23 protein-coding genes are annotated in these 25,257 nt (G+C 62.8%); 7 read left to right on the top strand and 16 right to left on the bottom strand.

Translation table 11 applies throughout. From position 1 onward, the window contains the following. The first annotated feature begins 37 nt into the window (after positions 1-37). From BMY91_RS20795 to BMY91_RS20805, 3 genes are all read left to right on the top strand, one after another. On the top strand, positions 38-1,381 hold the full coding sequence (locus tag BMY91_RS20795; protein ID WP_090825403.1) for an HRDC domain-containing protein: 1,344 nt from the start codon (positions 38-40) through the stop codon (positions 1,379-1,381). A gap of 191 nt (positions 1,382-1,572) precedes the next feature. Then, positions 1,573-2,832 carry a thiolase family protein gene (locus tag BMY91_RS20800; protein WP_090825405.1) on the top strand — a complete coding sequence of 420 codons (1,260 nt, stop codon included), beginning with the start codon at positions 1,573-1,575 and terminating at the stop codon, positions 2,830-2,832. Then, entirely contained in the window at positions 2,829-4,970 is a 2,142-nt protein-coding gene (locus BMY91_RS20805) for a 3-hydroxyacyl-CoA dehydrogenase NAD-binding domain-containing protein (RefSeq protein WP_090825407.1), read from the top strand. The genes BMY91_RS20800 and BMY91_RS20805 overlap by 4 nt, the downstream gene beginning before the upstream one ends. Before the next feature lie 100 nt (positions 4,971-5,070). On the opposite strand, the gene BMY91_RS20810 is transcribed toward BMY91_RS20805, so the two are convergent. The 8 genes from BMY91_RS20810 to BMY91_RS20845 form a co-directional block, all read right to left on the bottom strand. After that, positions 5,071-6,048, bottom strand: a complete 978-nt coding sequence (locus tag BMY91_RS20810; RefSeq protein ID WP_090825414.1) for an aldo/keto reductase — start codon at positions 6,046-6,048, stop codon at positions 5,071-5,073. 61 nt (positions 6,049-6,109) lie between these two features. Continuing rightward, complete coding sequence (locus BMY91_RS20815) at positions 6,110-6,328, bottom strand: helix-hairpin-helix domain-containing protein (RefSeq protein WP_090825416.1); 219 nt, start codon at positions 6,326-6,328, stop codon at positions 6,110-6,112. 30 nt (positions 6,329-6,358) lie between these two features. Next, entirely contained in the window at positions 6,359-6,919 is a 561-nt protein-coding gene (locus BMY91_RS20820) for a hypothetical protein (RefSeq protein ID WP_090825418.1), read from the bottom strand. Beyond that, complete coding sequence (locus BMY91_RS20825; RefSeq protein WP_090825420.1) at positions 6,916-7,485, bottom strand: DUF402 domain-containing protein; 570 nt, start codon at positions 7,483-7,485, stop codon at positions 6,916-6,918. Before BMY91_RS20825 ends, BMY91_RS20820 begins: the two co-directional genes overlap by 4 nt. Continuing rightward, complete coding sequence (gene dxs / locus BMY91_RS20830; RefSeq protein WP_090825421.1) at positions 7,482-9,455, bottom strand: 1-deoxy-D-xylulose-5-phosphate synthase; 1,974 nt, start codon at positions 9,453-9,455, stop codon at positions 7,482-7,484. Before dxs ends, BMY91_RS20825 begins: the two co-directional genes overlap by 4 nt. 177 nt (positions 9,456-9,632) lie before the next feature. Next, a complete protein-coding gene (gene acnA, locus BMY91_RS20835) occupies positions 9,633-12,440 on the bottom strand; it encodes an aconitate hydratase AcnA (RefSeq protein ID WP_090825423.1) in 2,808 nt (935 codons plus the stop codon). 232 nt (positions 12,441-12,672) lie between these two features. Continuing rightward, positions 12,673-14,040, bottom strand: a complete 1,368-nt coding sequence (locus tag BMY91_RS20840) for a class I SAM-dependent RNA methyltransferase (RefSeq protein ID WP_090825425.1) — start codon at positions 14,038-14,040, stop codon at positions 12,673-12,675. Then, the gene (locus BMY91_RS20845; protein ID WP_090825427.1) at positions 14,037-16,013 is read right to left on the bottom strand and encodes an APC family permease; all 1,977 of its coding nucleotides are present in this window, start codon (positions 16,011-16,013) and stop codon (positions 14,037-14,039) included. The genes BMY91_RS20840 and BMY91_RS20845 overlap by 4 nt, the downstream gene beginning before the upstream one ends. Positions 16,014-16,127: 114 nt before the next feature. On the opposite strand from BMY91_RS20845, the gene BMY91_RS20850 reads away from it, so the two are divergent. Together BMY91_RS20850 and BMY91_RS20855 are read left to right on the top strand one after the other, a co-directional pair. Further along, the gene (locus BMY91_RS20850; protein ID WP_090825500.1) at positions 16,128-16,799 is read left to right on the top strand and encodes a potassium channel family protein; all 672 of its coding nucleotides are present in this window, start codon (positions 16,128-16,130) and stop codon (positions 16,797-16,799) included. Continuing rightward, a complete protein-coding gene (locus tag BMY91_RS20855; protein WP_090825429.1) occupies positions 16,799-17,536 on the top strand; it encodes a potassium channel family protein in 738 nt (245 codons plus the stop codon). Before BMY91_RS20850 ends, BMY91_RS20855 begins: the two co-directional genes overlap by 1 nt. On the opposite strand, the gene BMY91_RS20860 is transcribed toward BMY91_RS20855, so the two are convergent. The 4 genes from BMY91_RS20860 to dut form a co-directional block, all read right to left on the bottom strand. After that, positions 17,503-18,285, bottom strand: a complete 783-nt coding sequence (locus BMY91_RS20860) for a DUF3159 domain-containing protein (RefSeq protein ID WP_090825431.1) — start codon at positions 18,283-18,285, stop codon at positions 17,503-17,505. The two genes, BMY91_RS20855 and BMY91_RS20860, sit on opposite strands and share 34 nt — an antisense overlap. Beyond that, complete coding sequence (locus tag BMY91_RS20865) at positions 18,282-18,548, bottom strand: hypothetical protein (RefSeq protein ID WP_090825502.1); 267 nt, start codon at positions 18,546-18,548, stop codon at positions 18,282-18,284. The genes BMY91_RS20860 and BMY91_RS20865 overlap by 4 nt, the downstream gene beginning before the upstream one ends. A gap of 103 nt (positions 18,549-18,651) precedes the next feature. After that, positions 18,652-19,398 carry a DUF3710 domain-containing protein gene (locus tag BMY91_RS20870; RefSeq protein ID WP_090825433.1) on the bottom strand — a complete coding sequence of 249 codons (747 nt, stop codon included), beginning with the start codon at positions 19,396-19,398 and terminating at the stop codon, positions 18,652-18,654. 110 nt (positions 19,399-19,508) lie between these two features. Beyond that, entirely contained in the window at positions 19,509-20,048 is a 540-nt protein-coding gene (gene dut, locus BMY91_RS20875) for a dUTP diphosphatase (protein ID WP_090825435.1), read from the bottom strand. Positions 20,049-20,151: 103 nt separating this feature from the next. Between dut and BMY91_RS20880 the strand changes: the two genes are divergently transcribed. Continuing rightward, entirely contained in the window at positions 20,152-20,646 is a 495-nt protein-coding gene (locus BMY91_RS20880) for a DUF3093 domain-containing protein (protein ID WP_090825437.1), read from the top strand. A gap of 20 nt (positions 20,647-20,666) precedes the next feature. On the opposite strand, the gene BMY91_RS20885 is transcribed toward BMY91_RS20880, so the two are convergent. Beyond that, positions 20,667-20,966: a DUF4193 domain-containing protein gene (locus BMY91_RS20885; protein WP_090825439.1), complete on the bottom strand. Its 300-nt coding sequence runs from the start codon at positions 20,964-20,966 to the stop codon at positions 20,667-20,669. 290 nt (positions 20,967-21,256) lie between these two features. On the opposite strand from BMY91_RS20885, the gene sepH reads away from it, so the two are divergent. Continuing rightward, positions 21,257-22,585 (top strand): septation protein SepH, encoded by a 1,329-nt coding sequence (gene sepH, locus BMY91_RS20890; RefSeq protein WP_090825441.1) that lies wholly within the window; start codon positions 21,257-21,259, stop codon positions 22,583-22,585. A gap of 15 nt (positions 22,586-22,600) precedes the next feature. On the opposite strand, the gene BMY91_RS20895 is transcribed toward sepH, so the two are convergent. Genes BMY91_RS20895 through BMY91_RS20905 form a run of 3 tightly spaced genes read right to left on the bottom strand, consistent with a single transcriptional unit; the run spans position 22,601 to position 25,249 of the window. Beyond that, complete coding sequence (locus tag BMY91_RS20895) at positions 22,601-23,305, bottom strand: thymidine kinase (RefSeq protein ID WP_090825442.1); 705 nt, start codon at positions 23,303-23,305, stop codon at positions 22,601-22,603. After that, a complete protein-coding gene (locus tag BMY91_RS20900; protein WP_090825444.1) occupies positions 23,298-24,527 on the bottom strand; it encodes an alkaline phosphatase family protein in 1,230 nt (409 codons plus the stop codon). The genes BMY91_RS20895 and BMY91_RS20900 overlap by 8 nt, the downstream gene beginning before the upstream one ends. Beyond that, positions 24,524-25,249: a DUF5998 family protein gene (locus BMY91_RS20905; RefSeq protein ID WP_090825446.1), complete on the bottom strand. Its 726-nt coding sequence runs from the start codon at positions 25,247-25,249 to the stop codon at positions 24,524-24,526. Before BMY91_RS20905 ends, BMY91_RS20900 begins: the two co-directional genes overlap by 4 nt. Positions 25,250-25,257 lie beyond the last annotated feature (8 nt).

Consider the following 25,257-nt stretch of genomic DNA (forward strand, 5'->3'; position numbering starts at 1 on the left):
ACCCTGCGCTGGCGGGAATCGGTAAGCTTAAGCCACCATGACCCCTGAAAATCCGGAAAAAACCACAGCCGGCGATCCGGTTGCTGATCCCACCACCCACATCAAGGTTGACGGCTTCGATAGCCATGTCCCTGAAGTCATCGATCTCGATACCCCGCGCGAAGGCGTGCCGCTGGTCATCGATACCCCTGCAGGCCTGGAGCGTTGCGCTGCAGCCATCGCGGCAGGAACAGGACCGGCCGGAGTGGATGCTGAGCGCGCCTCAGGATTCCGCTACGGACAACGTGCCTTCCTGGTGCAGATCCGCCGCGAGGGCGCCGGCACCTGGCTGATCGATCCTGAGCCGTTCGACAACCTGAACATCGTCAATGACGCCCTCCGTGGCGTCGAGTGGATCCTGCACGCGGCCACGCAGGACCTGCCCTGCTTGTCAGAGCTCGGCATGTGGCCGGACAAGCTCTTCGACACGGAACTGGCCGCGCGGCTTGCGGGACTCCCCCGCGTGGGCCTGGCCGCCGTGATTGAGCAACTCCTCGGCTTCGGCCTTGCCAAAGAGCACTCCGCTGCCGATTGGTCCACGCGCCCTCTACCGGAACCGTGGCTGCGGTACGCAGCGCTGGATGTCGAGGTCCTTGCCGAACTCCGCGAGGAACTCATTGAACTCCTCGAGGCTGACGGCAAGCTGGACTACGCCGAGCAGGAGTTCCAGGGGATCCTTGCCGCCGGCATCTCCCCGCCGCGCGTGGATCCGTGGCGCAAGACGTCGGGGCTCCACCAGATCCGTGATCGCCGGCAATTGGCGGCAGTCCGTGAGCTGTGGCAGGAACGGGACCAGTTGGCGCGCAAGCGGGATGTCGCCCCGGGCAGGCTTCTCCCTGACTCCGCGCTCGTCGCTGCTGCCAAGGCCATGCCCACAACCGTCCCCCAGCTACTGGCAACCAAGGGATTCCATGGGAGGTCGGCCCAGCGTGAGGCTCCCCGTTGGCTGCGCTGCATCACCAATGCCCGGACCTTGAGTGACCTCCCGCCGCTGCACTTGCCCACCAACGCTCCACCCCCTCCACGGGTGTGGGTGGACCGCGACCCCGAGGCCGCGGCACGCTTGGCCACCGCCAGGCCTGCCCTGCAGGCCAAGGCTGACGAACTCAAGCTGCCGGTCGAGAACCTGCTGACGCCGGACTTCCTGCGGCGGGTTGCCTGGCGTCCCCCGGCCGACGTTTCGCTGGAGAGCGTCGCGGCGGAACTTCGGTCACTCGGTGCCCGTGAGTGGCAAATCTCCTTTGCCGCCCCGATCCTTAGCGAAGCGTGCTTGAACCCCAAGCCGCTTCCGGCCAAGGAACCCAAGGCTAAAGAAGCACCGCAGTCCAAGGAAGCCGGCTGAACACCTGCGGCCCCCAGGCCCGCCACCCGAACCACGGTTCGCGGAGGCGGGCCTCTTGCGTCTCCGGCCCGGCTGACGGGCCACCGTCTTACACCTTGCAAGCTAAGTTACCCACGAGTAACATTGCATCAATGCCAACCGGAGTACCCGCCCTGCGGGTCCGGCACCATGTCTCAACGAGGAGTTAATACATGAGTCCATCACGCAATGCTCAGAGGAACGTCCGCGACGTCGTCTTCGTGGACGGTGTCCGCACGCCCTTCGGCAAAGCCGGCGAGAAAGGCATCTATGCGGGAACCCGCGCCGATGACCTCGTGGTGAAATGTATCCGCGAACTGATGCGGCGGAACCCGTCACTACCCGCTGACCGTGTGGACGAAGTCGCCATCGCGGCCACCACGCAGACCGGGGACCAGGGCCTGACGATCGGCCGCACTGCCGCCCTGCTGGCCGGGCTCCCGCGTACGGTTCCCGGTTTCGCGATCGACCGCATGTGCGCCGGCGCCATGACGGCAGTCACGACGACGGCCAGCGGCATCGGCTTTGGCGCCTACGACGTCGTGATCGCAGGCGGTGTGGAGCACATGGGCAACCACCCCATGGGCGCCGGCGCCGACCCGAACCCCCGCTTCATGTCCGAACGCTTGGTGGACCCGGCAGCGCTGAACATGGGCAACACGGCCGAGAACCTGCACGACCGTTTCCCGGCCATCACAAAGGACCGCACGGACGCCTACGCTGCCGCGTCGCAGGCCAAACTCGCGGCTGCCTACGCCAATGAGCAAATCCAGCACGACCTGGTTCCGGTAGCAACCATGAAGCCGGGCCAGGGTTGGGCCCTTCACACCACCGACGAGCCGCCGCGCCCCGGAACCACAGTGGAGGATCTGGCCGAACTGCGTACCCCTTTCCGCGCCCATGGACGCGTGACGGCAGGCAATGCCGCAGGATTGAACGACGGCGCCACAGCAGCTGTTCTGGCGTCGGCCGAAGCGGCTGAAGAGCTCGGATTGTCAGTCAAGATGCGCCTGGTGTCCTATGCCTTTGCGGGCGTAGAGCCTGAGGTCATGGGCATTGGGCCGGTGCCCGCCACGGAAAAAGCCCTCAAGAATGCCGGGCTGGGCATTGAGGACATCGGACTCTTCGAAGTCAATGAAGCCTTCGCAGTCCAGGTCCTGAGCTTCCTTGATCACTTCGGCATCGCGGATGACGACCCCCGGGTCAATCGCTATGGCGGGGCGATCGCCGTCGGACATCCCCTCGCATCCTCAGGCGTCCGCCTGATGAACCAACTTGCCCGGCAATTCGAGGAAGATCCCTCGGTTCGCTACGGCATCACCACCATGTGCATTGGACTGGGCATGGGGGCCACCGTGATCTGGGAAAATCCGCACCACGCCGACTTCGAAGCTTTTGCCACCACCGCCACCACCGAAGGAGCCGCAGCATGAGCGCCGCCGAATTCCAGAAGCTCGCCGCACTGTTCCCCGATGAAGTAGTAACTCATTCGTACGTCCAGGACATCCAGCTCCCTGGGGCCGGCACCTTCGCACTGATCACCTTGGACAATGGGCTGGATCACTCCAAACCGACCACTCTTGGCCCCAACACGCTCGTCGAGCTCGGCGGCGTCCTGGAGACCCTCAAGCAACGCGCTTCCCGCGGCGAGATCGTCGGCGTGGGCGTCACCGGAAAGCCATACTTCCTCGTGGCGGGTGCCGACCTTTCTGCCGTGAAAACGCTCAAGGAACGTGAGCACGGACTCTGGATGGCCCAACTGGGCCACGCGGTGTACTCAACGCTTGCCAACCTTGGCGTTCCGAGCTTCGCTTTCATCAATGGCCTCGCGCTGGGCGGCGGGCTGGAAATCGCCCTGCAGTCCACCTACCGCACCGTGTCCACGGGCGCAGGCGCGCTTGCCCTTCCCGAAGCATTCATTGGCCTTGTACCGGGCTGGGGCGGCGTGTACATTCTTCCGCGCTTGATCGGTCCGGAGAATGCGGTCAAGGTCATGATCGAGAACCCGTTGAGCAACAATCGCACGCTCACCGGGCCGCAGGCATTCCAGCTGGGCGTAGCCGACGCCATCTTTGAACCGGCTGACTTCGTGGAGCAGTCCCTGGCTTGGGCGGCACGCGTGCTCTCCGGCGAGGTGACGCCGGAGCGCTCGAACTCGGTTGATGCGTCAGAGGATGCGGTGGCCGCCCGCTGGGCAGCTGCCGTGTCTGCAGGGCGCGCATTCGTCGAAGCCAAGACCTCCAACGCTTCTCCGGCACCGGCAAAGGTCCTTGATGTCATGGAAGCCAACCGCACCATGACCCAGGCAGAGTCTGCTGAGCTCGAATGCGAGACCCTCGCCGGTCTCATGCAGACAGACGAGTTCCGTTCCACCGTGTACGCCTTCCTGGACCTCGTCCAGAAGCGTTCCAAGCGCCCCGCCGGCGCCCCGGACCGGAAGTTGGCCCGCCCGGTGACCAAGATCGGCGTGGTCGGCGCCGGACTCATGGCCAGCCAGTTGGCTCTGCTGTTCGCCCGGCAACTCAAAGTCCCCGTAGTGATGACCGACATTGACCAGGCACGCGTGGACAAGGGCGTAGCGTATGTCCACGCCGAAGTCGACAAGATGCTTGAAAAGAAAAAGATCAAGCCCGACGCCGCCAACCGGACAAAGGCACTCGTCACCGGCTCCGTTTCCAAGGAAGTCTTTGCCGACGCCGACTTTGTTATTGAGGCCGTCTTCGAAGAACTCCATATCAAGAAGCAGGTCTTTGCCGAGGTTGAGGAAATCGTCTCACCCGAGTGCATCCTGGCCACCAACACGTCGTCCTTGTCCGTCACGTCCATGGCCGAAGACTTGAAGCACCCCGAGCGGCTGGTGGGCTTCCACTTCTTCAACCCAGTGGCCGTCATGCCCCTGCTGGAAATCGTTCGGGCACCAAAGACCGACGACGCCGTCCTGGCCACCGCTTTCGAACTCGCCAAGGGCCTCAAGAAGACGGCGGTCCTCGTCAAGGACGCGGCAGCCTTCGTGGTGAACCGCATCCTGCTTCGCCTCATGGGCGAGGTCATCGCCGCATTTGACGAAGGAACTCCTGCGCAGGTGGCCGACTCGGCACTGAGGCCCATGGGCCTGCCGATGTCGCCTTTTACCCTCAGTGCCATGGTGGGCCTGCCGGTAGCCCAGCACGTTCAGGAGTCCCTGCACGCAGCTTTCGGCGACCGGTTCCCCGTGTCGCAAAACCTGCAGAAGCTCATCGACAACGGCGTCAAGACCCTCTGGACCCCGGGTCCGGAAGGAACCCCCGTCATTCCCGCTGACACGCTGGCCCTCATGTCCTTCGGCAACACGCCATCAACAGCGGGGGAAGTCCTCCGACGCACCCAGGACGCTTTGGCCGAGGAGATCGGGCTCATGCTTGCAGAAGGCGTGGTAGCGGGCCCGGAGGACATCGACCTCTGCGTCATCATGGGTGCCGGGTGGCCGATGTTCCTGGGCGGCATTACGCCATACCTGGACCGGGTTGGCGCATCCGAGCGCGTCAACGGTAAGAGGTTCCTGGCACCCGGTGTGGCTTCTGCACCTGCCTAAACGGCCGCATGCACTGAGCCGCATGGACAGATAGAGGGCCGTGCCCGGAGCATCCCGCTCCGGGCACGGCCCTCTATCTGGTGAATTGGAAGAATGGGACCTAGAAAAGCGCCACTTTTGGTGCACGCGGGAAGATGTCGTCCAGTTCCAGCCGCTCGTCCGGCGTCGGAACCCAGCACACGGCGTCAGCGTTTTCACGGATCTGTTCCGGGCGAGTGGCACCGGCGATGACGCTGCTGACACCGGGCTGGGCGGCCAGCCAGGAGAAGGCCAGCTGGAGTTCGCTGATGCCCCGCTCTTTAGCGAACTGGCCAAAGCGTCCCAATTGTTCCCAGTCGGCGTCGTGCACCAGATTAGTGCGGGTGTGGCTCAGGCGGGAGCCCTCGGGTGCTGTACCGGCAGAGTACTTGCCAGTGAGAAGCCCATTGGCCAAGGGGAAGTACGGGAGGACGCCCAGGGAGAACGCCCCGGCCGCAGGCAGGACTTCCAGTTCGGCCCTACGATCCAGCAGGTTGTAGTGGTTCTGTGTAGAGATGAACCGGACACCGCCGGATTGCCGCCCAACGTACTCTGCCTCGGCAATTTGCCAACCGGCGAAGTTCGAGTGTCCGATGTAGCGGACCTTGCCACTGGACACCAGGTCATCCAAGGCGGCCAAGGTTTCCTCGATGGGAGTCCGCGGATCCGGAGTGTGGAACTGGTAAAGGTCGATCCACTCGGTGTCCAGACGGCGCAGCGAGGCTTCGACCGCCTTCACAATGTACCGGCGTGAACCGCGGGCATCGAAGTCTTTGCCGTTGACACCGCGCATGTCCATGCCGAATTTGGTTCCAACGACGACGTCGTCCCGGCGCCCCTTCAGTGCCTTCCCCAGCATGGTTTCACTCAGGCCAGGCTCGCGACCGTAGACATCTGCGACGTCGAAGAACGTCACCCCGGCATCGATCGCGGCGTGAACTACAGCGTCCGTGCCTTCCTGGGACTCGGTGGGCGTATTGGCGCGGCCCAAATTGTTGCAGCCCAGCCCTACGGCTGAGACGGTCAGTCCGGAATGGCCAAGGCGTCTGTATTCAGTCATGAATTCACCCTATTGCCCTGCCGTGCCAATAGTCACCTCGGGCAACAAATAGGACCGCCCGTTACACGTTGCCGAACGAAATGCCGGATTCCTCCATGGCGTCCTCGAGTTGGGCGATGGCCACTGGCCCCATGCCGTGGAGCTTGGAGATTTTCACTTCCCCGTACTCCGCCAGTTGCTCCAGCGTCTCAATCCCCTCATGCGCCAAGGCGCGTCTCGCTGGTGCAGCGAGACCCTTGGGCAGCGGTGTATGTCCTGGCCAGTTGCTCTTGGACGACATGGGGTCCCTCCTGGGCGTGATGGGTGCTACTTAGAGAGTAAAGCCCACACCCTGCTTGGGCGAGTGCTTCACCTTGAACGCCGTGGGCTCACCATGGGGTGCTGCTGCGACTGTGAGTTTGGTAAAGTCCAGATCCTCGCCACGAACGCAGATCTTGATGGCGTTCACAGCCTTGTTGACGTCCGGGCAGAGGCAGAAGATATTCAGGTGCCCGTTCCCGATCTCCGAACGGTCCACGATCCCCAGGCCCCGCCACGCCAATTCGCCGGTCAGCGCAGCTTTTGCTTTGCGCTCCAGGTGCCGGTCGCGCTCGGTTCCGTCCTTGGTCTTGAGGGCGATCTGCGCCACCACCCAGAACTGATCTGACTCCGGGATTTCCGCATATCCGTCTTCTTCACACTGTGCGGCAAAGGCAACCATGAGTCCTTCCACCGATGAGTCATCCTCGACGCTTGTTTCGTCTGTTGTGCTTTGGTGCCCAACGACGCCGTAATTGATCACGAATTGCTGATCTTCGTCGTCGTACCAGGCTTCCCGGAAATGAAGAACCTCGTCCTCGTCCCGCTTGTACGTACGGATGATGCCGCTCATGCCCGTCCTTTCCTGAACCACTCGGCGCTGGTGCTGTTGGTGCCGGTGATGTCGAATGGTGCTGTCATTGTGTCCACTGCCTCGAAAAGGGCTGCACATTCTGCCCGCATACTGTCCACCATCGCCTGGGGATAGCCCATGGCCACCTGGTGTTCTTCAAACTCGTCTTCGTCATCAACAAACACCCCGCGCTGGGTGGAGCGGATAACGTCCAGGTCCATGTCGATCATGTGGAACTCTGTGACGCCTGGTCTGATGGACTTCCATGCATGCTCTGTGGCGAGATCAACATAGATCCTGAAGTCGCCGGGATACGAATCGTCGTAGAACGTGGCAACGAACTCACCCGCGCGCGGGACCAGCAGGATGGCATCTGAGGCCGTGTAGAAGGCCGCCCCTGGACGGGAACAGAACTCCCCCGCGCCTTGGAAGATCCACCAACCATGGATGTCTTCGCCAAGATAGGTACCGGGCACCACCCAGTGTGCAGTCCCGTTCCATTTCCTGTTTCTCGACACCACAAGATCGCCGGGCTGCAAGTCGCCCGGTCCGCGACCGGCACTCACAACGTGGGCAGACTGCCGGTGGTGGGGTGCTCCTGGCCCGGCAGGGGCCTGGCAAAGGGGACCTTTGTACCCAAAACCTGGGCTACGACGTCGTGAGTTATTTTCTGGGCGGTCAGTCCAACCCGCTCCAGGACCTGGCTGCGGGAGCCGTGGACCAGGAACTCGACAGGCAGGCCGACTTCGTTCAGCGCGGTATCAACGCCCGCGGCGCGCATTTCCTGCCGGATCCGGGAACCGACGCCGCCGGCCCGGACACCATCCTCGATGCAGATCACCAGACGGTGGCGTGCGGCCAGGGCAATGATCGATTTCCGGACAGGGAGGACCCACCGCGGGTCCACCACTGTTGAACTGATGCCTTGTGCGCCCAAACGGCCCGCCACATCCAAGGCGAGCTCGGACATGGCACCGACGCTGACAATCAGGACGTCGTTCTCAGTGGAACCTTCAGGTCGCCGTGCCAGGATGTCCACGCCGTCGTGGAGCCGCTCGATGGCGTCCACCTCTGAGCCGACGCTGCCCTTGGAGAAGCGCACCACGGTGGGAGCATCGTTGATGGCCACGGCCTCGCGCAGTTCCTCGCGGAGCCGGGTGGCATCGCGTGGGGCTGCCAAATGCAGGCCAGGCACGATCTGGACCATGGCCATGTCCCACATACCGTGATGGCTGGGGCCGTCCGGACCGGTGACGCCGGCACGGTCCAGGACGATGGTGACACCGGCCTTGTGCAAGGCCACATCCATGAGGAGCTGGTCGAAGGCCCTGTTCAGGAACGTGGCGTAGACCGCCACCACAGGGTGGAGCCCACCGAAGGCCATGCCCGCAGCGGACGTGAGGGCGTGTTGCTCTGCGATACCAACATCGATGACACGCTCCGGATGACGCTCTGCGAACTTGTGCAGCCCGACGGGAATAAGCATGGCGCCGGTGATGCCCACGATGTCGGGGCGATCATCAGCAATGTCGGCAATTTCCTCGGCGAACACCGATGTCCAGGACCTGGCACCTGGCATCTCCGTGGACTCGCCCGTTTCGGGGTCGATGATGCCCACGGCGTGGAACTGGTCTGCTTCGTTGGCCAGTGCCGGAGCGTAGCCATGGCCCTTCTCCGTCATGGCGTGCACAATAACCGGACCACCATAGGCCTTGGCCGTGCTGAGTGCATGTTCCATGGCCTGGAGGTTGTGCCCGTCCACCGGGCCGATGTATTTCATACCCAGGTCCTCAAACATGCCCTGGGGAGCCCACCAGTCCTTGATGCCCTTTTTCATGGCGTGGAGGCTCTTGTAGGTGAACTGACCGGCCGGACCGCCATTCTGGAGCTTCTTCTTCCACCAGTCCAGCATTCCCTCGTAGGCCGGAGCCGTCCGCAGGGAGTCGATGGTGGGCCGGAGCGACGCGAGGTAGTCGGCAAAACCGCCGACGGTAGGGGCATAGGAACGCCCGTTGTCATTGACCACGATCACCACGCGACGCCGCTTGTCAGCGGCAATGTTGTTAATGGCTTCCCACGTCATGCCACCGGTCAGCGCACCGTCACCAACAACCGCGACGACGAACCGGTCACCTTCGCCGGTGAGCTGACGGGCGCGGGAGATTCCGTCAGCCCAGGACAGCGACGAGGAAGCATGTGAACTCTCCACAATGTCATGCTCCGATTCAGCCCGGTCCGGATATCCGGAGAGTCCGCCTTGCTGGCGGAGCGTGCTGAAGTCCTGGCGCCCTGTGAGGAGTTTGTGCACATAGGACTGGTGCCCGGTGTCGAACACGATGCTGTCCCGTGGCGACTCAAAGCTGCGGTGGACGGCAAGCGTGAGTTCAACGACGCCAAGATTCGGGCCGAGGTGACCACCCGTCGCGGCTACGTTGGTGATCAGGAATGCCCTGATTTCTCCGGCCAGTTCTTCCAGCTCTGTGCTGGACAGTTTGGCCAGGTCCTGTGGATCCTTGACGGTTTCCAAAAGTCCCAACGGCCCTCCTTAGGGTGAATGACGTGCTTGTTAACTTTAGCGCGTGCCCGAGGCGCGCGCGTTTCCCACTCCCGCGATCCGGCAGCGGCAAATCCCCGGACGCCAACAGCCCCGGCTGGTCAGGCGACCAGCCGGGGCTGTCTGGCAAACGGAGTCAGCTGGAATCCAGCTGCTTCGCTATGCGGAGATCTGGCGCAGAACGTACTGCAGGATGCCACCGTTGCGGTAGTAATCCGCTTCACCCGGGGTATCGATGCGCAGAACGGCGTCGAAGGACTTGGCAGTGCCGTCCTCAGCCGTGGCCGTCACCTTGAGCGTCTTCGGCGTGGTGCCGTTGTTCAGCTCGGTGACGCCTTCAACAGCGAACGTCTCCGTACCGGTGAGGCCCAGCGTGGCTGCGGACTCACCTGCGGGGAACTGCAGCGGAAGGACGCCCATGCCAATCAGGTTGGAGCGGTGGATGCGCTCGTAGCTTTCGGCGACGACGGCCTTGACACCCAGGAGAGCAGTACCCTTGGCTGCCCAGTCACGGGAGGAACCGGAACCGTACTCTTTGCCTGCCAGGACTACCAGCGGGGTGCCGGCTGCCTGGTAGTTCTGGGCGGCATCGTAGACGTAGGCCTGCGGTGCGCCTTCCTGGCTGAAGTCGCGGGTGAAGCCACCCTCCACGCCGTCCAGGAGCTGGTTCTTGATGCGGATGTTGGCGAACGTACCGCGGATCATGACTTCGTGGTTGCCACGGCGTGAGCCGTAGGAGTTGAAGTCCTTGCGCTCCACACCGTTGGCCAGGAGGTACTGGCCCGCGGGGGTATCCGACTTGAAGGAGCCTGCCGGGGAGATGTGGTCCGTGGTGACGGAGTCGCCAAGCTTCAGGAGCACGCGGGCGCCGGCAATGTCCTTGACAGGGTCCGGCTGCGCCTTCATGCCCTCAAAGTACGGGGGCTTCCGAACGTAGGTGGAATCCTCGGCCCAGGCGAAGGTATCGCCTGCAGGGGTGTCGAGTGCCTTCCAGCGGTCATCGCCGTCGAAGACGCCCTCGTAACCCTTGGCGAACATGGCTTCGTCGATGGAGGAGTCGATGACTTCCTGCACCTCCGTGGGGTTCGGCCAAATGTCCTTGAGGAAGACCTCGTTGCCTTCGGAGTCCGTGCCCAGGGCATCGGTATCGAAGTCGAAGTCCATGGAACCGGCCAGGGCGTAGGCGATGACCAGCGGCGGCGAAGCCAGGTAGTTCATCTTGACGTCCGGGTTGATGCGGCCCTCGAAGTTGCGGTTACCCGAAAGGACTGCGGTGACGGAGAGGTCGTTGGCCTGGATTGCCTCGGAAATTTCCGGCTCAAGCGGGCCGGAGTTACCGATGCAGGTGGCGCAGCCATAGCCCACGATGTAGAAGCCGAGCTTCTCCAGGTAGGGGGTAAGGCCGGACTTCTCGTAGTAGTCTGTGACGACCTTCGAGCCCGGGGCCACGGAGGTCTTGACCCACGGCTTGGAGGTGAGGCCCTTATCCACGGCATTGCGTGCCAGGAGAGCTGCAGCCAACATCACCGACGGGTTGGACGTGTTGGTGCAGGACGTGATCGACGCGATCGACACAGCACCGTGGTCCAGCTCAAACTCGCGGCCGTCAGCGGTGGTTACCTTGACGGGCGACGACGGACGGCCGTTCGCACCGTTGGCGGCCGATACAACCCGGCTCGTCTCCGTGGTGTGCGAATCGGCGTGCGTGAAGGACGGTGAATCGGAAGCGGGGAAGGACTCGTCCAGGGATTCGTCCACGCTGCCGTCTTCGATGGAGACGTAGTTGTGGATGTCCTTGCGGAACTGTTCCTTTGCATCCGTGAGCTCGATGCGGTCCTGCGGACGCTTCGGGCCGGAGATGGACGGAACAACCGTGGAAAGGTCCAGTTCCAGGAACTCGGAGAAGCGCAGTTCACGGGAGGGATCGTGCCAGAGACCCTGTTCCTTGGTGTATGCCTCCACAAGGGCGACATTTTCCTCGGAACGGCCGGTCAGGCGCAGGTAGTCAAGTGTGACGTCATCGATCGGGAACATGGCAGCGGTGGAACCGAATTCCGGGCTCATGTTGCCGATGGTGGCGCGGTTGGCCAGCGGCACAGCCGCGACACCCTCACCGTAGAACTCCACGAACTTGCCAACCACACCGTGCTTACGCAGCATTTCGGTGATGGTGAGGACCACGTCCGTGGCGGTGGCGCCGGCCGGGATGCTGCCGTTGAGCTTGAAGCCGACAACGCGGGGAATCAGCATGGAAACAGGCTGGCCGAGCATTGCTGCCTCGGCTTCAATTCCGCCAACGCCCCAGCCCAGGATGCCCAGGCCGTTGACCATGGTGGTGTGCGAGTCGGTGCCAACACAGGTGTCAGGGTATGCGCGGACAACGCCGTCTACCTCACGGGTCATGACGGTGCGCGCCAGGTACTCGATGTTGACCTGGTGGACGATGCCGGTTCCCGGGGGAACAACCTTGAAGTCATCGAATGCGGTCTGGCCCCAGCGAAGGAACTGATAGCGCTCACCATTGCGCTGGTACTCGATCTCCATGTTGCGCTCCAGTGCGCCGGAGTTACCGAAGGCGTCGATCTGGACGGAGTGGTCGATGACCATTTCTGCCGGCGCCAACGGGTTGACGCGCTTGGGGTCGCCGCCAAGTTCCTTGACAGCTTCGCGCATGGTGGCGAGGTCAACGACGCAGGGAACGCCAGTGAAGTCCTGCATGATGACTCGTGCCGGGGTGAACTGGATTTCCGTGTCGGGCTCCGCATTGGGATCCCAACCGGCCAGGGCGCGGACATGGTCCGCCGTAATATTGGCGCCATCCTCAGTCCGCAGGAGGTTTTCAAGCAATACCTTAAGGCTGAACGGAAGGCTGTCTGCGCCTTCTACGGAGTTCAACCGGAAAATTTCATAATCGGTGCCGGCTACATTCAGTACGCCTTTGGAACCGAAGCTGTCCACAGTGCTCATGGCAGGACTCCTCTCGCAACAGTTTCATCTTTGTCGCGTGGTTGGCCGCTAGCCAGTTAGGCGGACCTTACTTAGCCGGGCGGCATCTCTCTTGGTCATCCCGGACCGCGACGATGATTCCTGCGGAGCGGGACTACTACGCCCCATCGTAGTGGCATATATCGCAGGAGGGGCAGGCGTCGCCCCAAGCCGGGCCCGCCCGCCCCTTTCCAGCGGGCGGGCGATACCTGGGCTATGAGGCAGGGACTATGAGGCCCACCGTTTCAAGGTGATGCGTGTTGGGGTACAGATCGAAAGCCCGCAGGGACTCCAGCCGCCACCCACCCTGCTGGAAGTAACCCAGATCACGGGCAAACGAGGCTGGATCGCAGGACACATAGGCAATTGCGCGGGGTCCGGCGGCCATCATCTGCTTGACCACTGCCTTGCCTGCTCCGGCGCGTGGTGGGTCCAGGACCAAAGAGTCGAAGTTTCGCGGCCTCTGGTGGAGTACGCGTTCCACACGCCCCTGGACGATTTCCACCTGGGGTTCGCCATGAAGGTTCTTGCGGGCGTCCCGGCTGGTGCCAGGCGCTCCTTCCACAGAAAGAACCGAGCCGGTAACCCCTACGGCGTCGGCCAGGGGTGCCGTAAACAGGCCTGCACCGGCGTAGAGGTCGGCGACGGCAGCACCCGGCTGCAAGTACCCACCGCCCGAAAGATAGTCCGTTACAGCGCCCACCAGTGTGTCCGGCGCGTCCTTGTGGATCTGCCAGAACCCTTCGCCGGTGACGCGATACTCATGGCCGGCAGCAGTCTCCTGCACCCACGTCCTACCCCGCAATTGCAGGACCTCGCCCTTCGAAGGGTCAAAGCTCGCCACGGAGACGTCGTGCGGCAATTGCGAAAGGATGCTGTGCAGCCTCTTGGGACTCGTCGACTCTTCCGGAGCCAGGAGAATCAAGGGCCTAGAACCGTTGGCAGGCACAGCAACCTCGACGCGCGCGATTCCCGAAAGGTCCAGGTCCCACAGTTTGAGTTCATTCAACCCCGGGAGAGCCAACGGCATCTCCTTGATGGGAAGCACCACATCGGAGCGGTGTGCGTGCATGCCCAACCGACCCTTGGAGGTCACTGCAAAGCTGGCGCGCGTACGCCAGCCGAGTCCGTCGTCGTGGTTGTCACCCACTGCCTCCACCTCGGTGGTGCGCTGGAGCCCCGCCAGACGCTGAAGTTGTTCCGCCAGTACCTCGGCCTTCAACGAGCGTTGCCTCTGCAGCGAAATGTGTCCGAGCTCGGCACCGCCAACAGGCGGCCCGCCACGGCTCCAGGACCCCAGGGAGTCTGCAGGCTTCCAGAAGTGTGGGATGCGGTCGGGCGAGCCTTCCAGGACCTCGACGACGTCGGCACGCCAGAAGCGTGACGACTCACCGGAGTCGGTCAACCGGATGCGGACCTTCTCCCCCGGGATGGCGTGCCGAACGAAGATGACTCGGCCTTCGTGCCGTGCCACGAAGTGTCCGCCATGGGCGATCGGGCCAACGTCGACCACGAGGTCAGTGCCGGGAGTGCCCTGAAGGCTGCTGGGTTCGGCGAGCGGGGAATTGTTGTGGGGGGTCATTGGGTATCCTGCAGTGCCTTTGCTTCTTCGGACGACTTCAGCTGCCACGGAACGCTGGCAACCATGACTCCAGGTTCAAAGTGGAGCCTCGTCTTGATTCTGAGTGCTGTCTGGTTGTGGACCAGCTGTTCCCACCATTTGCCCACCACATACTCGGGGATGTAGACCACGATCAGGTCCCGCGGTGAGTCACGGCGCATGTTCTTGATGTAGTCCATGATGGGAGTTACGGTCTCGCGGTAGGGACTGGCCAATACGGTAAGGGGAACCGGAATCTCCAGTTTCTCCCAGTCCCTGACGGTGTGTTCTGTCTCCTCGGAGTTGATGTCAACTGTCACCGCATCCAGGCGGGAAGGACGCGATGCCCGCGCATAGGCCAGCGCCCTCAACACCGGCTTGCGGACGTGTGAAACAAGGAGCACGGCGTGGACGCGGGTTGGCAGCGCACGGGGAGATGAGTCCTCATCCACCGCCAGTTCCCTGGCCACATTGTCATAGTGGGCGCGGATGCTCCACATGATGAGGAAAAGAACGAACATCGCCAGCAGGGCGATCCAGGCACCCTGCTCGAATTTGGTGATCAGGACGATGACCAGGACCAGTGCCGTCATGCCGAAGCCCAACATGTTGATGGTGCGCGATTTGAAGATGCGCCGGCGGACAGCCTTGTCCTTGGCCAATTTCAATTCGCGCCCCCAGTGGCGGATCATTCCGAGCTGGCTGGCCGTAAACGAAATGAAAACGCCCACGATGTAGAGCTGGATCAGCTTGGTTACATCGGCGTTGAACGACAGGATCAGGACCAGTGCACCAGCCGCCAATGCCAGGACGCCGTTGCTGAAGGCCAGCCTGTCGCCCCGCGTGCGCAGTTGGCGGGGAAGGTAGCCGTCCTGGGCGAGGATGGAGCCAAGCACCGGGAAGCCATTGAAGGCAGTGTTGGAGGCGAACACCAGGATGACGCCGGTGGCAGCAACCACCACATAAAAGAGGATGGAGCCGGACCCAAAGATGGTGTCGGCTATCTGGCTGATGGCAGGAGTCTGGATGTACCCCTCCGGAAGCGGCTTGCCGTCCACCAGGAACTCCCGCGCCGGGTCCAGGACGATGTGCACTTTTGTAGCGTTGGCCAGATAGAGAATTCCGGCGAGCATCGATGCGGCAATAACTCCGAGCAGCAGCAACGTGGTGGCTGCATTCTTGCTCTTCGGCTTCTGGAAATTGGGCACGCCGTTACTGATGGCTTCAACACCGGTCAAGGCAGCGGCACCCGAGGAAAAGGCCCGGAGAAGCAGGAATGCGCCCGCCAACCCTACCAGGCCCTCATCAAATCCAGGCTCCGGCACAATGGTGAAGTTCGCGGAAGGCGCCTCCCCCAGGGTTCCTGTGATCGCCTGGAAAATGCCCACGCCGGTCATGCCCAGGATGGACGCCATAAAGATGTACGTGGGGATTGCGAAAACCGTCCCGGCTTCTTTAACACCCCGAAGGTTGACCAGGGCAAGGATGATGACGCCCACCGTAGCGATCAACGCCTGTTGTCCATGAAGGGACGGGATGGCGGTGGTGAGGTAGGTGGCGGCCGAGGACATCGACACTGCGACGGTGAGGACATAGTCCACCAGCAGGGCGGACGCTACAGTCAGACCGGCATATTTGCCCAGGTTGACGTTGGCAATTTCGTAGTCACCGCCGCCTGACGGGTAGGCGTGGACGTTCTGACGGTAGGAAGCCACCACTGTGAGCAAGACCACCATGACGGCAAGGCCCACCAACGGGGAGAATGCCACAGCGCTCACTCCGGCGAGGGCGAGTGTCAGTAAGATTTCGTCCGGGGCATAGGCCACTGAGGAAAGGGCGTCCGAAGCAAAGATCGGCAGGGCGATGCGCTTGGGCAACAAGGTATGGGACAGGCGGTCGTTCCGGACCGGCCTACCCACCAATACGCGCTTCGCAGCATTCAGAATTGTCAGCACTCCGCAAAGCTACTCTGAATCCCCAGCGATGTCATGACGGTTGTCGCAGGCTTACCCCGGCCGCAAAGGTAAAGTCATACCGAGCGGGACGGACGACAGACAAAAGGAGACATGGTGGCTCACTTCGTGATCATGGGTTGCGGCCGTGTTGGCGCAACCTTGGCACACACTTTGGAGGATGCAGGCCATTCGGTCGCCATCATCGACCAGGACGAGCGGGCGTTCCGCCGGTTGCGCAACACCTTTACCGGACGCAAGGTCACCGGCGTCGGATTTGACCGGGACACCCTCAAGCAGGCCGGTGTGGAAGAGGCGTACGCTTTCGCCGCCGTCTCCAGTGGAGACAACTCGAACATCCTGGCCACCCGTGTAGCGCGCGAGACATTCCACGTTGCCCACGTGGTGGCACGCATTTACGATCCCGGCCGCGCCGAAATCTACCAGCGCCTCGGTATCCCCACTGTTGCGGCGGTGCGCTGGAGTGCTGACCAGGTTCTCCGCCGGATTCTTCCTGAGCAACATTTGGCCGGCGACTACCGCGAGCCATCAGGCCGCCTTGTGTTGGCCGAAGTGGACCTGCATGAGGGCTGGATCGGACACAGCCTGCATTCCATCGAGGCGGCTTCCGGTATCCGCATCGCGTTTCTCACACGGTTCGGCGAGGGCCTGCTCCCGGAAGAGGGCACCGCCTATCAGGAGGGCGACACCGTTCATGCCATGTTGAGCCTGGAGCGATCGTCCGAGATCAGCCGAATCCTCGCCAAAGCACCCGCCAAGGAGTCTTAGTGAAAGTTGTCATCGTCGGAGCAGGCAGCGTGGGCTCGTCCATTGCCCGTGAGCTTCTTGCCCACAAGCACCAGATCCTGCTGATCGATCTGAAGCCCGAGGTCATCGGACGCAGCGGGCTGCGGGGTGCCCGCTGGTTGGTGGGAGATGCCTGCGAACTCAGCACCCTCCAGGACGCAAAACTTGAGGATGCCGACGTCGTGGTTTCCGCCACTGGTGACGACAAAGTGAACTTGGTGGTGTCGCTGCTCGCCAAGACGGAGTTCGGAGTGGGGCGCACAGTTGGACGCGTCAACAACCCCAAAAACGACTGGATGTTCAACGATTCCTGGGGTGTCGATGTTGCCGTCAACACACCACAGCTCATGACGGCGCTCGTGGAAGAGGCCGTTGAGATCGGTGACATTGTGCGCCTGCTGACCCTGCAGACGGGTGTGGCATCCATAGTGGAGTTCACCGTTCCGCATGACTCACACGTCATCGGCAGCACCGTGGGCGGGATCGACTGGCCGGAGGACGCCACCTTGGTTGCCATTCTGCGGGACCAGGCTCCCATCACGCCCACCCGTGATGACGTCCTGGACGGCGGTGACGAGCTCTTCTTCGTCACCACCATTGCGGCGGAGGACGGCCTGCGGGCCCTGTTGTCACCAGCGTCCGATGACGGGAACGAAACCCGCGAGAGTGTTCCGGACGTTGCCGATCAGTCTGCTGAGGACGACGGCTTCGACGGCTGAGGGGCCGGCTTGGTGACCAGCCAAGCCACCCAGAGGCCCAGAATGTAGAGCGGGGCCCCCATCAGCAACCTGGTGGTAGCCAGTGCTGTGAGTCCAGGCTCGCCCATGAAATACAGGGGCACCTGCACCACCAGGCGCAATCCAAGCACTGCCACCACGATCCACGTACCCAATTTGTAGGCCCGGAGCCTTTCCGGGTCCTTTCGCCACTCAAGTCCCTCGTTGCGCACGAACCCAAAGAGCAGTCCGGCGACAGGCCATTTAAGGGCGATGGAGAGCACCATGGCAGCGATGTAGGCCATGTTGGTGAAGAAGCCCAGCACATAGAAATCCTCGGCCTTGCCGGTGGTGTTCGCCAACCAGGCAGAAATGCCAACGCCCACCACGCCGGCCAGCGCCTGCGTCAAGGGGCGGCGTTGGATGAGCCTGACCACAGTGAAAACCGCGGCAGCAACCAAAGCAGCGATGAGGGCAGGCGTCAGATCGCGGGTGACGGTGAATGCCACCAGGAACACCAGGCCCGGGACAATGCTCTCGGCGATGCCCTGCACTCCACCTGCCGATTTGAGCATGTCCACGTGGCCGGCACTGTTCCTGTGAAGGCCCGCCTTCTCGGCATAACCGGCAGCAAGATCCGACATGCTGGGTCCGTCCGCGGTGGATTTCGCCGGAACAGTCAACGGTGACTCATCACTGTTGGGCGTCACACGCCCGGTGTCCTTTGGTTCTGATCCGTTGGCCACGGTTATAGGTGCTCCTGACGGGAAAGTATTTCGTAGCGTGGATTGAACATGGCCGGAAGGCCGTCGAGCTGGGTCACCATGCCCTCGAGGCGAAGCTGCACCCCCGCCTCGATACCCGGAACGCGGGTCCTGCCCAGCCAGATCACGCGGAGGCGGTCAAAGGGCTTTCTGGCTCCCCCGGCCCCGGCACCTGGTTGGGTGCCGGGCCGCAAGGCATCAACCACTACAGCGGAGAAGAACGGTTGTTCGCTGGGCGGCTGGTGAGTCACGGATTCGATGAACCCTGTGCATACCGCCCTGCCCCGGCCCGGCAGATCCCTTACGCCCTGACTCTGGTGCTCTTGGCCGGCTCCTCCGCTGATGCCCGAAGTGTCAGCCAATCTGGGTGATCTCCGGCCCTCGCTCCGGCTGCTGCATTTCCGGGGCTGCCTGCGGCGCGCCGGCTTGTCCGGGCACTGCTGCGTCCTTGGGGAGGCGGAGCTGCAGGAGTTCGCGCGGAGGCATCGGATTGTCGCCACGTACCACCACAACCCGGCGGAAGAGTTCCTCCAGGCCTGCTGCGGCTTCCCGCTCAAGAGCAGCCTGCCCTCCCAGCACACCGCGGAGGAACCAGCGGGGACCGTCAACACCCATGAAACGGGCCGCACGGAACCCACGGCTGCCATCCGCAGCTTCTGCTGGCAGCTTGGCCACCAATTCAGTGCCGAACGAGCCGGTAATCTCCTCGGTCTCGCCACCTTGGCTCGACACGGATTCCGTGATCTGTTCCCGGATCTCGTCCCACAAACCTTCGGATCGTGGAGCTGCAAAGGCCTGGAGCTGCAAGCTGGAACCCTCGAGGTCCATGGTTACGGCAACCACCCGCTGGGTGGCCTCTTCCACTTCGAGCCTCAGCTGGAGACCTTCGGCCGGAGCAATCAGCAGCGCACCGAGGTCAACATAGCCTTCACGGCTTTCGATCTCATCAATATCCAAGGGGCCCTTGGCCAGCCGGAAGTCACCCCGCGTGCCGGCTGCATCGCCGGCCTCCGGGTTTTGCGCCGCAGCACCGGATTCCTCAACAGTGCCGGCGGTTTCCGACCGCTCATCCTTGGACTTTTTGCCGCGCCCAAAAAGCATTGGGTTTTCTCCTTAGTAGTGGTCTATCCCCAAGTAAACCGCAACCACGCTGAACAACGGCAATGCACCAGCCATTCAGTCAGCGTTGCATGCCGGGTTCGGTAGTTTGCTCAGGCCTTCGTTACATTGAAGCCGCCCGTGGACCCGAACCCGCCGGTGCCCCGAACGGATTCGGACAGCTGCTCAACAGCCACGAACCGCGCGTATTCAACGCGCTGAATCACCATTTGGGCAATTCTATCGCCGCGCTTGAGGTCGATGGCATGGTTTTGGTCCGTGTTCAGCAGCGTTACCGCGATTTCGCCACGGTAGCCTGCGTCAACAGTGCCGGGAGCGTTGACGACGGTGAGACCATGCTTGGTGGCGAGCCCCGACCGGGGGTGGATGAGTGCCACGAATCCGTCGGGCAGGGCGATGGATACGCCCGTGGGAACCAGCTTCCTCTCGCCCGGGGCAAGGTGCACGTCCTCACGGGCTCGAAGATCAGCACCGGCGTCTCCCGGGTGCGCGTATGACGGGGCTTCCAGCCCGGCGTCGAGCATTTTCAGCTCCACCTCCAAGGTTGGTGCACCGTAAGCTGCGGTGGTGTCGCTGCCGTCCGCAGTGGCGGGGGCGGCATCTGAATTGAAAACTGCGGTCTCATTGCTCACAGTGGTCCATTCTACGGGGACAGCAAAGCCAGCCCCTGGCAGGTCCGCGGACAACGGTGCCCACTGGACGCAACGGCACTCCCCTGACCGATAAGCTGGACCCATGCCTACGTCTGACCAGTCTTCGCCCACTCCTGCCCGGAACTCCTCCTCGGCCGGGGTGGTGTACACAGAAAAGCTGTGGCCCTCCGTGTGGATCTGGATCGTGGTGGTAGGCCTGTCCGGCGCGGGCATCCTGATGTTTGGCCCTATCAGCGCTGCCACCGGCATCATCGCAGCTCTGGTGCTGCTGGCCATCATGACCACCATGTTGGTTCTCTCCACGCCAACAATCACTGTGACGTCCGATACCGTTCGGGTGGGCCGGGCGAGCATCGACCGTAAGTTCGTCGGTACCGTCCAGGCGTTCAAGAAAGCCGAGGCGACGGCAGAACGGGGTCCCCGACTGAATGGCCTCGCCTACATGTGCTTCCGTGGTTGGATTGATCCGGTGGTCAAGATTGAGATCACCGACCCCGCAGACCGCACGCCGTATTGGCTGGCGTCGTCGCGCAGGCCGGACGAACTCGTCTCGGCACTGACCACCACGCGCAGCTAAAGGCCGCCAACAAAAGCGGCCTAGCTCTCGCACTCAGTGCAATACAGGTGGCCGTTACGCTCGGCCGCGATTTGAGACCTGTGCTTGACCAGGAAACAGTTGAAGCACGTAAACTCATCCGCCTGGGCCGGCATGACCTGAATAAGGAGTTCTTCTCCTGAAAGATCAGCCCCGGGCAATTCGAAGCCGTCGGCAAGCTCGGTCTCATCCACGTCCACAGCAGAGGATTGCTTCCCCGACTGGCGCGTCTTGAGCTCCTCAAGGGAATCCTCGCTGGCGTCTTCCTCGGTTTTGCGAGGGGCATCGTAATCGGTGGCCATGGTCCTTCTCAGTCCTCCATACCTGCTGCGGGTGGGATCGCCCGGTCTCGCGGATATATCTACTGCCGGTGTAAGGGTGCAACGTTGGGCACCCCGGTTTTGTGCCCGATATCGGGCAGATTGTCCTCCCCCCAACCCCGGAAGTCCATACCCGCGATCTTTGCCCGAAAGTAGCTGGCATTCGGCCGGTTTCGTCGGAATATCACGGCACGCCCTTGCTCCTAGTAGGAAAAGGGCCCGCCGGGTGGCAGAGTTTCGAATGTCAGTTATGCCATGTGGTGGAGGGTGTTATGCAGGATCTACGACTGGTAGGCGTCCACGACGACGGCGGGCATCTGCTCTTGAGCGGCCCGGGCGGTGCGATGTTCCAGCTTCCGATCGACGAAGCCCTCAGGGCAGCGGCGAGCCGGACCCCTGCCCAAGTGGCCGCGCGCGCCTCCAATGCACCTATCGCCATGTCCCCCAGGGACATTCAGTCCAGGATCCGCAGCGGCGCCACCGCAGCAGAAGTCGCGGAGCTCTCCGGCCTTCCCCTTGCCAACGTCCAGCGGTACGAGGGTCCAGTCCTGGCAGAGCGTGAGTACGTCGCCCGGCAGGCACGGGCCATCGAGGTCGCATCTCCCGTACCTGGCCACGACACCTATCGTTCGGCTTTTGGCGACAATCCGGCCACGCTGGGCGACATGGTGGATCACAGGCTTTCGGCCCACGGCATAGATTCCTCCACCGTCGAGTGGGATTCGTGGCGCCGCCAGGACGGTTCCTGGACCGTCGTCGCACGCTTCGAAACCGTGCCCGGCACCCACGGCAGCATCGGTGAAGAGCCTCCCGCCATGTGGACCTTCAGCCCGCAGCGCAAGTCGCTCCAGAACGCCAACCGTTGGGCTCAGCAACTCAGTGAACTGGAGCCCTTGGATGGCCCCGTTCCGGCACGAAGGCTCGCCGCTGTCTCTGACCGGCCTTTCGACTTTGAAAGCGAGGGCGACACAGCCGCGCGGGCCGCAGCCAAGGAATCGGACAGCCTCTTGGAAATGCTCCGGTCGCGGCGCGGTCAGCGCCTGGGCGTTGACGAGGACGGGGATGACGCGTTGGCTGTCCTCCTCAGCAACGTACCCGCTGCCCACCCGCGGCCCGGCGAGGACGTTGCTGACGATCCGCAGGAAACGGCAGCAGCCGATCCGGAGCCCACGCCTCAGGCCGATGAACCCGCCCGCAAGGACGGACGCCCCTCCATGCTGTCGCGTTTGAGCCTGGCGCCGAGGCACGTCGAATCCCATGACGACGACGATTCACTCAAGCTCCATAACGGCGTCAGCACTGAGACGCGGGAAATCACAGTGGTGGCCAGTCCTCTGCGCCCCGTTACATCGCTGGCCGGTCGCAAGCCGGCGGGGCTTGACGAACTCCTCGGTGGCAGCAGCACTCCCCGGGCCGAGGAAGAGTCCCCGCGCGACGAGTCCTTCAACGAGAACCACGGAGAAAAGCCCACCGCTGAGGGCGCCGAGGATGCCGGGGCTCCCAAGGACGCAGATGCTCCGGCGGAGCGGCAACCGTCGCGGCCCAAGAGGTCCAGCATCCCCAGCTGGGACGAGATCGTCTTTGGGGCCCGCGGAGACTAATTCCGTGGCGAAGCTCTACTGACGGTGGAGTTCGCCCGCGCCGGGCCAGAGGCAGGCGTCAATGTCGAAGGGAAGCGGTTGGTCCGCTCCCGCCATCAAATTGGCTCCATGCGCCGTGACGCGTCGCATGTAATGGCGGCGGCACAGTGTCTCGTAACCCACCACTCCCGCAAACGGAGCATCGTCCGTGGGAGCGACATCGCCCACCATCACTTGCTCACCCTCCACTACCATGATGCCGTTCAGCGTGCGGGCGTTCTGTGTTGCCCGGCGTCCGCACCAGCACAAAGCTTCGACCTGCAAAACCTGCACCCTGTCGGCGAGCTCGATCAGCCGCTGCGAACCTGGGAACAGCCTGGTACGGAAGTCGGACGTAATGCCAAACGCGAAGACATCAACGTCCATCTCATCAACAACCCGAGCCAGCTGCTCCACTTGGGGCGGCGAGTAGAACTGTGCCTCGTCACAGATGAGATAGTCCACACGAAGTCCACTGGTACGCCGAACCACCACTTCGTCCCAGAAATCGGTGTGGTCTTCCACCTCCACCGCGTCGGTTTGAAGGCCCAGCCTGCTGGAGATGGTGGAATCCCCGGCCCGGTCGTTGCAGCTGAAACGAACGCCGCCCCGGCCCCGCGCACGGTGGTTGTGGTCCATCTGGAGAGCCAAGGTGGACTTGCCGCAGTCCATGGTGCCTGAAAAGAAGACCAGCTCAGCCACGTTTGCCCTTCCTGCCGGCAGCGGCGAAGCACAGCAGTGGAACCTCACGCTCGGCCTTCGTCAGCGAACCGTGCTGGCCCACTACCTCCAAGGATGCCGGGCGGGCACGGCGGGTGTCGTAGAGTGCCAGGGTGTCGCGGGCGGCAATCATGACATCGCCAATCCGGGGAGCGACCTCCGGACGCACCGTGCCGAACAAGCCTGCTTCCACGGCCTCGTCCCGGCTGAAAGCCCAGATCCGTTCGCCGAAACGCCGACGCCAGGCAGCAAGGAGTGATTCGCGGTGGGAATCGGTGGCATCCGGTTCAAGGTAGAGGTGCACCATCCTCGGCTCCCCCGCGGTGTGCCGGACACCGGCCACCAGCGATTCATCAGCGGAGTAGTCGATCCGCTGGGATTCGGGAACGTCCAGCATTCCATGGTCGCCTGTCAGCAGAATGGTGGTTCCTGCGGGCAACGTTGCCGAGAGCCTCTTCACCGTGGAATCGAGTTCTTCGAGTTGGTGTTCCCAACGGTCCGACTGGCAACCGTAGCGGTGGCCCGCTTTGTCGAGCTCGTTGACGTAAAAGTACATCAAGGACCGGCCGCCACCGGACATCGCTTCTGCAGCTGCGGCAGTCCGCGCATGGAGAGTGGTGCCGCCCACGAAGCGGCTGCCCCGCAGTGCAGCCTGGGTCATCGGGGAATTGCCGAACTGGGGCAAGCTCACGGTCACAACGTCCAGCTCGGAGGCCAGACGTTCAAAGACTGTTGCATGAGGCTGCCATTGCGCAGGGTCCACCTGCGGATCCCAGTTGCCTAAGAGGTTAACTACCTTGTCCTGCGCGGGATCGAGGACGTCGTATCCCACCATGCCGTGCTGTCCCGCGGGCAAGCCTGTGCCAAGACTCGCGAGCGAAGCCGCCGTTGTGCTGGGGAACGCCGAATCGATCCACTGCGGCACGCTCCTCTGCCCGCCGGCAAGAACCGACCGGATGAACGGCGTATGGGAGGCCTTTTGCTTCAGCAGGCTCCGGCCCAGACCATCCGCCAGGACCACACAGACACGCTGGGCTGACGGCAAGCTGAGGTGGTTGGTGAATCCTGGAATCCCCAGGGAGGCGGCGGAACTCGTGAAGACTTCAGCGATCGACTTGCTCCCGAAGAGAGGGGGCGAAGGGAGGTCGGCAGCGTGCCTTGTCCCGCTTGGAGCGTCGTTCTGGTTCTGTGCAGCGTCCCTCAACGCTGGTGTCCGCGGCTCAGGCGGTTGCTGAAGACGCCCGAACGAGGCCTTGGAGCGGGAATGCTTGCATGCTGGACCGGGCCGGGATTTCCTGTATTGACAGCACGCAGCGCACGCGCAAACAACTTGGCGTCCTGCACGGCCTGCAGCCCGTCCGCCTCGGCGCTGATACGCAAGACGATGTCTTCCTGGGCGATGGTTCCGCTGTAGCCGTGGTCTGCCTCGCATTGGGGATCCCCACAGCTGGCGGGGCCCATATCCAACCGTTGCCCGCCGGACCAGGCGATGGAAACCGTCAGTTCCCGAACGGGATCCGACGGCTTGTAATCCTGCGGCTGCGAGTACATGTAACTGAGGACCACGGAGCGGATTTGGGCAACCGGCACAGATTCCGTAGAGATCTGAGCAACGATCTGCTCACCGGCTTCGTCCAACTGCTGGTCATCAACGTGGGTTATTACCAGCATGTCCTCCGTGAGAACCAGCACAGTAATGTGCCTGCGGACCTCGGCACGGTCGAAGTGCGTTTCCAAGTGCACCAAGTGCGACAGGCACTCCCTGCCATCCAGTGCATCGTCCACGACGTCTGCAACCAACCGCGGGTAGAAACCTGCCTGCTGCAAAGCCTGGTCCAGGCTCTGTCCCTGCGAGCTATGGTTGTGCGAGGTGTGGTGCCCGGTGTTGGACGGGCGTGATTGAGGCGTCGGAGACTGGGTGCTCATTCCCCCAT

This window comes from Arthrobacter sp. yr096 (assembly GCF_900108925.1).
Classification (GTDB): domain Bacteria; phylum Actinomycetota; class Actinomycetes; order Actinomycetales; family Micrococcaceae; genus Arthrobacter.

What these genes read in the sequence shown, in the direction of transcription:
- BMY91_RS20795 (WP_090825403.1), top strand. Translation starts at nt 38, where the DNA reads ATGACCCCTGAAAATCCGGAAAAAACCACAGCCGGCGATCCGGTTGCT.
- BMY91_RS20840 (WP_090825425.1), bottom strand. Translation starts at nt 14,040, where the DNA reads ATGACCCCCCACAACAATTCCCCGCTCGCCGAACCCAGCAGCCTTCAG.
- BMY91_RS20800 (WP_090825405.1), top strand. Translation starts at nt 1,573, where the DNA reads ATGAGTCCATCACGCAATGCTCAGAGGAACGTCCGCGACGTCGTCTTC.
- BMY91_RS20885 (WP_090825439.1), bottom strand. Translation starts at nt 20,966, where the DNA reads ATGGCCACCGATTACGATGCCCCTCGCAAAACCGAGGAAGACGCCAGC.
- BMY91_RS20880 (WP_090825437.1), top strand. Translation starts at nt 20,152, where the DNA reads ATGCCTACGTCTGACCAGTCTTCGCCCACTCCTGCCCGGAACTCCTCC.
- acnA (WP_090825423.1), bottom strand. Translation starts at nt 12,440, where the DNA reads ATGAGCACTGTGGACAGCTTCGGTTCCAAAGGCGTACTGAATGTAGCC.
- BMY91_RS20820 (WP_090825418.1), bottom strand. Translation starts at nt 6,919, where the DNA reads ATGAGCGGCATCATCCGTACGTACAAGCGGGACGAGGACGAGGTTCTT.
- BMY91_RS20870 (WP_090825433.1), bottom strand. Translation starts at nt 19,398, where the DNA reads ATGCTTTTTGGGCGCGGCAAAAAGTCCAAGGATGAGCGGTCGGAAACC.
- BMY91_RS20905 (WP_090825446.1), bottom strand. Translation starts at nt 25,249, where the DNA reads ATGAGCACCCAGTCTCCGACGCCTCAATCACGCCCGTCCAACACCGGG.
- BMY91_RS20815 (WP_090825416.1), bottom strand. Translation starts at nt 6,328, where the DNA reads ATGTCGTCCAAGAGCAACTGGCCAGGACATACACCGCTGCCCAAGGGT.
- BMY91_RS20810 (WP_090825414.1), bottom strand. Translation starts at nt 6,048, where the DNA reads ATGACTGAATACAGACGCCTTGGCCATTCCGGACTGACCGTCTCAGCC.
- sepH (WP_090825441.1), top strand. Translation starts at nt 21,257, where the DNA reads ATGCAGGATCTACGACTGGTAGGCGTCCACGACGACGGCGGGCATCTG.
- BMY91_RS20805 (WP_090825407.1), top strand. Translation starts at nt 2,829, where the DNA reads ATGAGCGCCGCCGAATTCCAGAAGCTCGCCGCACTGTTCCCCGATGAA.